This is a genomic window from Flintibacter muris, from assembly GCF_943192995.1.
Taxonomy (GTDB): Bacteria; Bacillota; Clostridia; order Oscillospirales; family Oscillospiraceae; genus Lawsonibacter; species Lawsonibacter muris.
In genome coordinates this window covers 1-11250 of record NZ_CALPCP010000068.1, presented here as the reverse complement: position 1 = coordinate 11250, position 11250 = coordinate 1, and the positions used below count along the sequence as shown (strand labels likewise).

The following is an 11250-nucleotide window of genomic DNA, read 5'->3' as shown; positions in this document are numbered from 1 at the left end:
CCTATACTTGGATTTTTACCCCCAATTTCGATTGCATATTGCGTTTGACGGGCCTTTAATCAGCGGTTCCCTAAAATGGATTGATATTTTTCTGTCCATCTGATAAAATAGAGCAAAACAAAAGAGCAGAAGGGCGGAATAACCATGATGTATCCTTACATTACACTGGCGGATGAAACCGAGATTACACACTCTCAGCTGATTGAAGCGGACGGAAACCAGACTGTGGAAGTTCATTTTGAACGCCCCACGGAGACCGGATTTGATTCGGCCAGATGTGTACTCCCAACGTATCAGTGGAAATTTGTGGAAGGCTTCTCTCCAGATGAAATGGCATTCTTTGATGAATTTCTGCGCAACAACGCCCATTTGCTCTACCGCTATGCGGCGCAGGGAGGGATGCACTGTGCCTAGTTTGTTCCGTATTGGCGGCTACCTGGTATTTTTCTGGTCGAACGAAAACGGAGAGCCCATCCACGTTCATGTTGCAAAGGGGAAACCGTCTCCGAATGCGACAAAAATATGGCTGACCCGTTCTGGGCAGTGTATTGTTGCCAATAACACTGGACGGATTCCTCAGAGTGACTTGAACGAACTGATGGACATTATTTCGGCACAGTTTTTTCTGATTTGCCGGAAATGGAAAGAACATTTTTGTGTGGAGGAGATTCAGTTTTTCTGCTGAGTCCCATCCGAACTTACGAATCGAAGCGGTACGGTGTATCGCTTCGATTCTTTTCTATTTTTGGAGGTATTTTTGTGTATGAGCAGTTGACGTTATTTCACCCCCAACCTTCGCCTGTCCGTACCGTCTATGGTGAAGGTGCCGGTCAGACCCCGGCGATACCCGGTCGAAAGGACTCGGCACACATGGAGGCGATCTACCTGGACCGTCTTCTGTCACTGGAGGACTACGATAAGATCATCGTCCTGTTCTCCGGCGGCAAAGACAGCCTTGCCTGTGTTTTGGACCTGCTGGAGCGAGGCGTGCCTCGCGAAAAGCTGGAGCTGTGGCACCACGATATTGACGGCGGCCACCCTACCCGAAAAATGGATTGGCCTGTAACACAGAACTATGTCCAGGCCGTGGCCGAACACTTGGGAATCGCTCTGCGGGTATCCTGGCGCGTCAATGGTTTCTGGGGCGAGGTGTACCGGCTGGGCGCAAGCTGGCCCATCCAGTACACGGACCCGGCCAGCGGCGAAACGCTTGAGTGCCCGCTGTCGGAAAAGCAAGTCCGCTCCGCTCAACTCCGGGAGAAGATTCTAAGTGATTTGGAGCGGAAAGAGTTGGAGAGCATGGGGTGCCGTATGAAATTCCCAGCAAAGAGCGGCAGTCTTGCCACACGCTGGTGCAGCTCCATCCTGAAAATTATGGTGGCGGATACGGTGATCCGCAATCTGAATCTGCTGAAGCAGGACGGTCAGCGTCTGAAGTTTCCCGCAAAATCCGGCTGCCACCAGGGGCGCTGGTGTTCCGGCTCCCTCAAGGCCCAGGTGGAGAGCAAACTTTACTCGGATATTGACATGCTTGCGAGGAATGTAAAAATTCTTGTCGTCTCCGGTGAACGCCGCCAGGAGAGCGCTGGCCGGGCCAAGTACAACGAAATGGAGATTCACCGCACCAACGCCACAGCAAAGGCACACCGTCTGGTCCACCAATGGCGCAGTGTCATCGACTGGGATGAGGCCCAAGTCTGGGAGATCATCAAGCGGTGGAATATTGCGCCGCACCCCTGTTACGCCGCCGGCTGGAACCGATGCTCCTGCATGATGTGTATTTTCAGCCTGCCCAGTCACTGGGCAGGAATCCGGGAGTTGTTCCCGGAGCGGTTTGCGGAGGTGGAAGAAGATGAACGTGTCCTGGGCTTTACTCTGGACAACAAAATGCCGCTGGCGGAATATGTGGGCGGCGCGAAAAGCTGTGTCTGCCACAGTGACCCTCGGGCGCTGTACCAGTTGACCAGCGGCGATTTTTCCGTATCTGACGTGGAACAACGAGAATGGGGCATGCCGGCCGGGGCCTTTCATGGCGCCGCTGGTGGGCCGTGTTAAACAAATTGAAAAAAGGAGATCACAACACATGAGGAAAACCTATCGAAAAATTGACGATGTGCTCCAATCCCCACTGGCGGCCATCGCTCCACCGCCCTCCCAGGATACTACCGACCGGGTGCTGCGTTCCACCAGGCTGGAGGACAGCATTTACACCGACCTGCGGGTTGACGACGGCGAATTGGAGCAGATTGAGCAGACTGCCGGGGAAAAGCTGGCTTCCTTCCCTGCCCTTTCCAGGGATGTGTTCCAGTCCTTCTACTCCCTGCTGCCCCGGCGCTATGGAGAGGAGGCCCTGTCTGTGGCAGCCCGGAAATTCAACGCGCCCATTCTGGACCACATCACCCAGAGTGAGGACTTTCCCACGCTGAAAAGCGTCTGCGAGGGCCGGGAACTGCCCGCCTATGAGGCGGCGTCGGAGTTTATCTCCCAGGCCGCTGGGGAGTTGGACGACCTTCTCTCTGATCTGGGCGGGGATAAAAACGCGCTGAACACACTGGAGAAGCTGGAAAATGCCGAGGAACAGGCACAGCGCGACCTGGCCGATCTGCTGGAGCGGATGCAGAGGTGCAAGGAGCGTGACGCCCAGCTGGAGCAGTCTGTGGTAGATGCCGCCAACCGTGTAGACAGTAAGCGCCGTCAGGTAGAGGCTGTGGGCAAGATGATTGACACCAGTGCCGCCCAGCACAAGGAGGATGTGACCGCGATTGTTTCTCAGGCGGTCAGTGCGGCGACCGAAAAGGCGGAGGAGGTCCAGAACATTATTGGTGCCTGGAGCGACACCCCCGGTGACCTGAAAAAGAATGAAGTCAATACCGACCTGCTGAACCTGGTGCGCAAAAGCCAGGTACTGAAGGATATTTCCAGGTATCTGGGCCGTTTCCGGGAGATCTTCGCCCAAGGTAAGCGCAACGGCTACGCCTATGGCCGGGGCGAAAAATATTCTCTGGAATTGGGAAACAACATCTCCCGGGCCTTAACCTCGGAGCTGGCTATGCTGGCCTCGCCCAAAACTGTGCCGCTGTTTCTGCAAAAGTATCAGCGCCGGCAGATCAAGCAGTACCAGCGCCGGGAGCCCATTTATAAAGGTATGGGGGACATCATCTGCTGCCTGGATGAATCCATCTCCACCCAAGGCGACCCCGCCGCGTGGGGAAAGGCCGTAGCCCTGACCCTGCTGGAGATTGCTGCGGACAGCGGACGCAGTTTTGCGCTCGTTCACTTTGCAGGTTCCGGAGATTTCCAAACCGATGTGTTTCGCCCGGGAAACTACACCATGCAGGACAAGCTGTCCGCCGCCGAAACCTTTCTGAACGGCGGCACCGACTTCCAGACGCCTATGGAGGAGGCCCTGCGCCTGATGAAGGAGGAGGGCTTCGAGAACGCCGATATTGTGTTTGTTACGGACGGTGAGTGTGCGCTCCCCCAAGAATACTTGGAGCAGCTTCATCAGGAGCAGACAGCCCACCGCTTCACTGTGACCGGAGTGCTGCTGGATAAGGGCAGCCCCAGCATGGATTTCAGTCTGAAGAAATTCTGCCAAAACATCTACCGCACCAGCCAGCTGCTGGGGGATGATATCGTGCGGGAACTGGTAACGAAATGGGTCTGAATCGGTCAAATGGATTGCGTCCAAACAAAAAAGATTTTATTCTTCCACTTGGTGTATTTCCTTCCACTTCTTGAGGTTTTGGGTGTATTATATGGTTGAGGTGGGAACAGTGCAAAAGATTATCAAGAACGCCATACAATGCAACCTGTGTGGGGATATTATTGAATCCACCGGCAGACACGATTTTGTCACTTGTAAGTGCGGCTGCTGTAGTGTGGACGGTGGTTTGGACTATCTAAGGAGGGGATTTACCTATTCAAGAGATGATTTCACGGAATTAAGTGTTCTGGCGGATACAAAAAGAGGGGAAACGGACTTCTTAAAAGACAGACTGTAAAAAGGATGGAGCATACTATCTTTACGGCGGCGGTTTTCGGACTGCCGCCGTTTTTATATTCAGTTGAAAAAACCTCAACTATACATGGCTATGCTCCAATGGTAAAATGTAGGTGTATTTCAGGGCGGAGTAAGTTAGGGCGGAGTAAGTTAGGGAGGAATGGAATGTGGCCAGGGGCGTAGTGCGCCCAGCCGCACCGGACTTCAATCGACCTTGAAATCAAATAACGAACAAGAACGACTGTGTATTTGCCTTTTGGGAGGCGGACACGGTCTTTTTTTGTTCAAAAAACGAAAGGAGCAGAGTATTATGAGCGAACCCAACAACACATTCCCGTTTTCTGGAATGGAGGACAGCGAGGAGCTGGATGTGGCTTCCATCTTTGGAGGTGGAGATCCCGCCAGCGACATCAATCCCTTTGACCTCCCAGCGGCGCAGGTGGAACAGTCAGCCACGCCCCAGGAGCAGCCCCAGCTGAAAGCTTCCGAGACTGCGGAGTCCCCGGTTTTGACGCCTGAGCCCCCTACGGCCCCGACTGTGACACCGGAGCCGTCCGCACCCCCGGCGCCCCAGCCTGAACCAGAGAAACCGTCTGCCCCGCAGACCCAAACACAGAATCCTGTCCCCGCCGCCGAGCCCGCCAATCCCATTTCGGCGGCCATTGACAAGCAGGAAACCCAGGCGGCCCAGGCGGCGGCCAAATCCCTCTTTGAAAAGCCGCCGGTCTTTGCGCACAAGAGCGTAAGAGAGGCTATTGAGGACGCCTCCATGACCTTTGAGGAGCTGCGCATCCAGAAGTCGGAGGATTTTGCCGACCTGGAGGAGGGCAAGTATGTCTCCTGGAGCGTGGAGTACTGCGGCATCCGCAAGGAGATCAAAGATCCCAGAGGCACCACCATCATTTCCATGAAGGAGACCATTGAACGGTCCCGGGAGTTTTTGGACGCCTTGAGGAAATCCAAGAACAAGAGCCCGGACTGTCTGGTGAAGCCTAAAGTGGTGATGAAAACCAAGGGTACCGCCGCCTACCGGGGAACCTTCCGCACCGTGGAGGAGGCCCGAGCCTCCGACAAGGTGATCTGCCTCATCCCCTCCGCTGACGGCCAGTTCTACGAAATGAGGAAACAGGAACAGGGTGAGTTTATCGCCCCCAAAAGCAAAGTGACAGAGTTTCAGCAGGTCAGAGCCGGGTTTCGCCCGGCTCTGCCGCTGATCCCCCTGCCGCTGATTCAGCAGATCATCAGCTTTTTCCGTTCCTTCATGTTGGGGAATGAGGAATATGAAGCCCTGGCCCTGATTTACTGGGACAAAGTGGAGCGGGAATTTTTTGCCTATGTCCCCAAGCAGAGCGTCCGCAGAGAACACATCAAGGCCGACCTGCGGGACTGCCCCTATGATGACGACTCCCGCTACATTCGGTACGCCGACATTCACAGCCACAACAGTATGGACCCTTTCTTCTCTCTGGAGGACAACTGGGATGAACGGGGAACCGGCCTGTATTTCGTGATGGGCCATTTGGAACGATTTTTCCCGGAGCTGAAAGCCAGGATTTCCTGTGAGGGCTCCTTCGTGGAAATTGACCCGTCCGAGGTCATTGACTGGCCGGCCAGCACTTTTCCGGAGGAATGGAGCAAACCTTGTCCCGTTGCCTACTTTATTGCAAATCACAGCCGGCGGCTTCATTCTGCACATCAAACTCAAGTAGAGAGGAAAATTTTTATGCGGGATATTTTTTGAGACAAATTCGTTCACAGACTCTTTGGGCAAATCCAATGCAAATTGCAACGAGGGCAGGAAAAATCCCTAGAACCGTTGCGGCTCTAGGGATTCTGGTTGCGGGGGGCGGACTTGAACCACCAGCCTCCGGGTTATGAGCTGCGCTCCAAAGTCCGGTTTAGAACTTTCCAATACTTTCCGGGCCTCTTCCCAACGGAGTTAAATACTTTCCAGCCCTCTTTCCTCCGTTGTTCCCACTGCCTTTTTCCTATTCTGGGTCAGGTTATGGGTCAAGAAGTATCAGGCTACTCAAAAATTGCTACGGAGAAAATAAAGACGAAACCGCAAGGCAGTTGGAGATTGGCTCTAAAGTGGGGACAACGGAGGAAAGAGGGCTGGAATGTAAAATCAATACTTAACACCGAAAAGAATTCTACTATACAGCTGCTGGAAGAAAGCGGAAAAATTACGCATAAGCGAGTTCTTTATTTGGTATATTCAGTGTACTTTGATTACTCAAATCCCTCATTTCGCTCATGTTGATTTTGATTACTTCATTGTCGGATTCATCTACAATAAAAGATGTCCATTGCTCCAGCTTCAATAAGTTCTCTTTATATTCTTTGTATTTATTCTCTAATTCTTTTTTCTTCTTCTCCTGTGGGAACATCCCCAGTTTGCGCATGACCCGGAACAGGCTCTCAGGCCGACGGGTGTAGCCGCGCTGTTTCAGGCGATACCACAGCTCCACCAGGCCAAGCTGTGGATTGCGGCGGCGCATATCCCGGATCAGCTTCAGCTCCGCTTCGGTATGCTGATTTGGATGGCTGTGAGGACGCCTGGACTGACAGGCCAGAGACTCCACACTCCCGTCCCAGCGAGCACGCCAGAAATAGATATAGGACCGGCTCTTGTTGTACTTCCGGCTGGCCCGGCTGACACCATATTTCTCCGCATATTTCATTAGGGATTGTCTGTATGCCATGTCCTGTGTTATACTCTTTCTCATGAAGGATGTGGCCTCCTCTCGGTTGTGTTAAGTGTGACAACTCAACTTTAACCGATTTGGCCTCATCCTTCTACTTTTTTCTTCCTCTTTTGTCCAACATGTATTGTACTCCTACACTGTTTTTTTCTGATCTTCAAATCGTACTCTTGACAATCCCTGCACCGAAGTATATACTTTTCTCAATTGAATAAAGATCTTCAGGGCGGGGTGCAATTCCCCACCGGTGGTATAGCCCACGAGCCGTAAGGCATGATTCGGTGAAACTCCGAAGCCGACAGTATAGTCTGGATGAAAGAAGATCGTGTGAACGCAGAAAGAAAATATCTCTGCGCCCATTTGTTGCCACGCCCTGGAACGATTTATCGTCCCAGGGCTCTGTATTTCAGGGGTGCGGGACCTGTGTCCGTTTCACGGTGTCTTGATGATCTCATTCAAGGCACTTTTTTTGTTTGGAGGCGAAGGAAATGAAGGACACAGACTACATGGCCCTGGCCCTCTCTCTGGCGGAGCGAGGCCGGGGCTGGACCAGCCCCAACCCCATGGTGGGCGCGGTGCTGGTGAAGGAAGGGCGGATCATCGGCCAGGGCTGGCACAAGCGTCGGGGCGGGCTTCACGCAGAGCGGGAGGCGCTGGCTAACTGCCAGGAATCTCCTGACAGGGCTACTCTGTATGTGACCCTGGAGCCGTGCTGCCATTATGGAAGACAACCCCCCTGCACTGACGCTATCCTGGAGGCAGGGATCAGCCGGGTAGTGGTGGGTTCCGTGGACCCCAACCCATTGGTGGCCGGAAAGGGAATCGATCTCCTCCGCACTCATGGTGTCGCAGTGGAGACAGGGGTGCTTCGAGCAGAATGCGACCGGCTGAATCGGGCTTTTTTTCACTACATCACCACGAAGCGTCCCTATGTGACCATGAAATATGCCATGACCCTGGACGGCAAAATCTCCACCTGTACCGGGGCCTCCCAGTGGATCACTGGTGAGGCGGCCCGGGAGCGGGTCCACTGGGATCGACACGTCAACGCCTCCATTCTGGTGGGGGTAGGCACTGTGTTGGCAGACGATCCTCTGCTGACCTGCCGGATGGACGGGGGCAAAAATCCCCTCCGAGTGGTCTGCGACACCCGCCTGCGCACCCCTCTGGACAGCAAACTCCTCCGCACGGCACACGAGGTTCCCACTATCCTCGCCACGGGGCCAGTGACGCCGGAGAAGGCCGCACCCTATGAGGCCGCTGGCTGTCAGGTGTGGCCTCTGCCCCTGCGGGAGGGGCATGTGGACCTGGCGGCGCTGATGGACCAGCTGGGGACGGCGGAGATTGACAGCCTGCTCCTGGAGGGGGGCGGCACGCTGAACTGGTCTATGCTGGAGGCAGGACTGGTCCAACGAATCCAGGCCTATATTGCCCCCAAGCTCTTCGGCGGGGAAGGGGCAAAGTCCCCTGTGGGCGGAGCGGGGGTAGCTCTGCCGGACCGGGCCTTCCGGCTGGAGGACACGACCGTTACCCGGATTGGGGAGGACTTTTTGATAGAGGGGGATGTCCAATATGTTCACAGGGATCGTTGAGGAATTGGGAACGATCCGGGCCATCCAGCGGGGAACCCACTCGGCGGTACTGTCTATTGGGGCCTCCCTGGTGCTGTCCGATTTGAAAATCGGGGACAGTGTGGCAGTGAACGGGGTTTGCCTCACGGCCACAGGGAAGGACGGCGGCGGCTTCACAGCCGACGTGATGCACGAGACCCTGAACCGCTCCTCCCTGGGAAAGCTGGTGCCCGGCAGCCCGGTGAATCTGGAGCGGGCTATGCCGGCAAATGGCCGCTTCGGCGGACACATCGTCTCCGGGCACATCGACGGGGTGGGAACCATCCTGTCCGTCCACCGGGACGACAACGCCCTGTGGTACACCGTCCGGGCCGCGCCTGAACTGCTGCGGTATGTGGTGGAGAAGGGCTCTGTCACGATTGACGGTGTGAGCCTTACGGTGGCCGCAGTGGAGGCGGATCGGTTTTCTGTCTCCCTCATCCCCCACACCGCTATGGTTACTGTGCTGGGCCGGAAGCGCCCGGGGGATACGGTCAACCTGGAGACGGACATCATCGGAAAGTATGTGGAAAAGCTGCTGAATCCCCAGGAGGAGCTTTCCTCTAAAGGGGGAATTACTCTGGATTTTCTCAGGGAAAACGGATTTTAACAGGGAGGAATTTTTATGGAACATCCATACTGCACCGTAGAGGAGGCACTGGAGGAGCTGTATTCCGGGCGCATCATTATCTCCATTGACGACCCAGACCGGGAGAACGAGGGAGACATGATCTGTGCCGCCCAGTTCGCCACCACCGAGAACGTCAACTTTATGGCGGTTCACGCCAAGGGCCTGATCTGTACCCCCATGAGCGGGGAGGTGGCCGACCGCCTGGGCCTGGAGCAGATGGTGAAGGTAAACACAGACAACCACTCCACCGCCTTTACGGTGTCCATTGACCATGTGGATACCACCACCGGAATCTCAGCAGAGGAGCGAGCCTACACCTGCCGCAAATGTACCGATCCCGCCACCCGTCCGGAGGATCTGCGCCGTCCCGGCCACGTATTTCCGCTGGTGGCCCGGCGGGGCGGGGTGCTGGTTCGGAACGGCCACACCGAGGCCACGGTGGATTTGTGCCGCCTGGCCGGACTGACCCAGTGCGGCCTGTGCTGTGAGATCATGCGGGATGACGGCACTATGATGCGCACCGTCGAGCTGCTGGAAAAGGCGAAGGAGTGGGGACTGAAGGTGGTAACCATCAAGGCCCTCCAGGACTACTGCCGCCGCCACGATAGGCATGTGGTCCGGGAGGCCAGCGCCCAGCTGCCCACCCGGTTCGGAGAGTTCCAAGTCTATGGCTACGTGAACGACATCACTGGGGAACACCATGTGGCCCTGGTGAAGGGGAACATCGGAGACGGAAAGGACGTGCTGTGCCGGGTTCACTCCGAATGCCTTACCGGGGATGTGTTCGGCTCCCGCCGGTGCGACTGCGGCCAGCAGCTGGCAGCCGCCTTGGGGCAGATTGAGGCAGAGGGCAGGGGCGTTTTGCTGTATATGCGCCAGGAGGGCCGAGGGATCGGCTTGATCAACAAACTAAAGGCCTATGCTCTCCAGGAGCAAGGTCTGGATACTGTGGACGCCAACGTCAAGCTGGGCTTTGCCCCCGACCTGCGGGAGTACTGGACCGGAGCGCAGATTTTGCGTGATCTGGGCGTGCGGACTATGCGGCTGCTGACCAACAATCCGGACAAGGTATATCAGCTGTCCGGCTTCGGCCTAGAAATTGCGGAGCGGGTGCCCATCCAGGTAGCCGCCACCGCTGAGGATCTGTTCTATCTGCGGACCAAGCAGCAGCGCATGGGGCATTTGTTGAGCTATTAAAAATGGGAGGAAATGATGATGAAAATTTATGAGGGTAAACTGGTATCTGAAAACATCAAAATCGGCATTGTAGCAGCGCGGTTCAATGAGTTCATCGTCTCCAAGCTGATTAGCGGCTGTGAAGATGTTCTGCTACGCCATGGCGTGCTGGGGGAGGACATTTCGCTGGCCTGGGTCCCCGGAGCCTTTGAGATTCCCATTATTGCCGCCAAGATGGCCAAAAGCGAGAAGTACGATGCAGTGATCACCCTGGGTGCTGTAATCCGGGGCAGTACAAGCCACTACGACTACGTGTGTGCCGAGGTGTCCAAGGGAATCGCGGCGGTATCGCTGGAGAGCGGCATCCCAGTCATGTTCGGTGTTTTGACCACCGACACCATTGAACAGGCCATTGAGCGGGCCGGGACAAAGGCTGGCAATAAGGGGGCCGACTGCGCACAGGGTGCCATTGAGATGGTGAACTTGATTCGGAAGCTAGATGGATAGCTGTAAGAGGCACGCGACAACTTCAGCCTATGTTACAGTATGACGAGCCATGTAGCCGGTGTGCGGCATCTAGCAGTCTCAACAATTCTACCGACCAGCAAGGTGAACCGAAGGGGCGAAGGGGAAGCAGGATAAAGGCGTGGCGTCTTACGCCGCCCCGCCGGATCACCCCGTCCCGCAGTGCGGGCCGGGGAACGGATATACGGGGGCTTTTAGCGGAATATCATCATCTTTTCTGAACTTCTGTGCAAATGGTCATGTGATGTCAAATACAAGAGCCAGTTCCCGCTTTGACATCTTGTTAACCGTGATGCTTACGGCGGCAACGAATTCGGTGGGGTCAACAGCGGCTCAGCTAAGAAATACCCAGCCTTTCCGCAAAAGTAAGGAAGTGAGACTTCAGTTGTGGTGCAGAGAAAAGGAAGATGCCAACAGCCCAGTGAATCCCCCGTGTTTCGCACTGTAAGCCACTGTGTGCAGCTCCGCAGAGGTCGAGTAGTCCCTGCCCCTCCCATGGGCAAGTAACAGTGTCGAGGCGTTGTAGTACTTCACCAAGATAGAAAATAGAAGTAGCGGAGAAGCGAGAAATGTGGTAAAATACTCTCGGGTGATGAGGAA

The 11250-nt window shown here is 55.3% G+C and carries 12 protein-coding genes and 1 riboswitch; of the genes, 10 read left to right on the top strand and 2 right to left on the bottom strand.

The features are described from left to right. Positions 1–144 precede the first annotated feature (144 nt). The 6 genes from NFS22_RS22265 to NFS22_RS22240 all read left to right on the top strand — a co-directional run bounded on the left by NFS22_RS22265 (position 145) and on the right by NFS22_RS22240 (position 5744). Positions 145–414 (top strand): hypothetical protein, encoded by a 270-nt coding sequence (locus NFS22_RS22265; RefSeq protein WP_251319859.1) that lies wholly within the window; start codon positions 145–147, stop codon positions 412–414. After that, complete coding sequence (locus tag NFS22_RS22260; RefSeq protein ID WP_251319858.1) at positions 407–685, top strand: DUF4160 domain-containing protein; 279 nt, start codon at positions 407–409, stop codon at positions 683–685. Before NFS22_RS22265 ends, NFS22_RS22260 begins: the two co-directional genes overlap by 8 nt. 185 nt (positions 686–870) lie before the next feature. After that, complete coding sequence (locus NFS22_RS22255; RefSeq protein WP_251319857.1) at positions 871–2055, top strand: phosphoadenosine phosphosulfate reductase domain-containing protein; 1185 nt, start codon at positions 871–873, stop codon at positions 2053–2055. 28 nt (positions 2056–2083) lie between these two features. After that, positions 2084–3667 (top strand): hypothetical protein, encoded by a 1584-nt coding sequence (locus NFS22_RS22250; protein ID WP_251319856.1) that lies wholly within the window; start codon positions 2084–2086, stop codon positions 3665–3667. A gap of 91 nt (positions 3668–3758) precedes the next feature. Then, entirely contained in the window at positions 3759–4004 is a 246-nt protein-coding gene (locus NFS22_RS24205) for a DUF7695 domain-containing protein (protein WP_251319860.1), read from the top strand. 309 nt (positions 4005–4313) lie between these two features. Next, positions 4314–5744 carry a hypothetical protein gene (locus NFS22_RS22240; protein WP_251319855.1) on the top strand — a complete coding sequence of 477 codons (1431 nt, stop codon included), beginning with the start codon at positions 4314–4316 and terminating at the stop codon, positions 5742–5744. A 445-nt stretch (positions 5745–6189) separates the two neighbouring features. On the opposite strand, the gene NFS22_RS22235 is transcribed toward NFS22_RS22240, so the two are convergent. Beyond that, entirely contained in the window at positions 6190–6732 is a 543-nt protein-coding gene (locus NFS22_RS22235; RefSeq protein ID WP_251319854.1) for a hypothetical protein, read from the bottom strand. Between the two features lie 189 nt (positions 6733–6921). After that, a riboswitch (FMN riboswitch) is annotated at positions 6922–7036 on the top strand. 160 nt (positions 7037–7196) lie between these two features. On the opposite strand from NFS22_RS22235, the gene ribD reads away from it, so the two are divergent. From ribD to ribH, 4 genes are read left to right on the top strand one after another with little or no spacing between them, the layout of a single operon-like run. Continuing rightward, positions 7197–8300, top strand: coding sequence for a bifunctional diaminohydroxyphosphoribosylaminopyrimidine deaminase/5-amino-6-(5-phosphoribosylamino)uracil reductase RibD (gene ribD / locus NFS22_RS22230; protein ID WP_251319853.1), 1104 nt, complete (start codon positions 7197–7199; stop codon positions 8298–8300). Further along, positions 8281–8928: a riboflavin synthase gene (locus NFS22_RS22225; RefSeq protein ID WP_251319852.1), complete on the top strand. Its 648-nt coding sequence runs from the start codon at positions 8281–8283 to the stop codon at positions 8926–8928. The genes ribD and NFS22_RS22225 overlap by 20 nt, the downstream gene beginning before the upstream one ends. 15 nt (positions 8929–8943) lie before the next feature. Continuing rightward, the gene (locus tag NFS22_RS22220; protein ID WP_251319851.1) at positions 8944–10146 is read left to right on the top strand and encodes a bifunctional 3,4-dihydroxy-2-butanone-4-phosphate synthase/GTP cyclohydrolase II; all 1203 of its coding nucleotides are present in this window, start codon (positions 8944–8946) and stop codon (positions 10144–10146) included. Between the two features lie 18 nt (positions 10147–10164). After that, entirely contained in the window at positions 10165–10632 is a 468-nt protein-coding gene (gene ribH / locus NFS22_RS22215) for a 6,7-dimethyl-8-ribityllumazine synthase (protein WP_251319850.1), read from the top strand. A 399-nt stretch (positions 10633–11031) separates the two neighbouring features. Here the strand turns inward: ribH and NFS22_RS22210 are convergent. Then, positions 11032–11250: hypothetical protein (locus tag NFS22_RS22210; RefSeq protein WP_251319849.1), on the bottom strand; the 219-nt coding region annotated here is incomplete at its 5' end.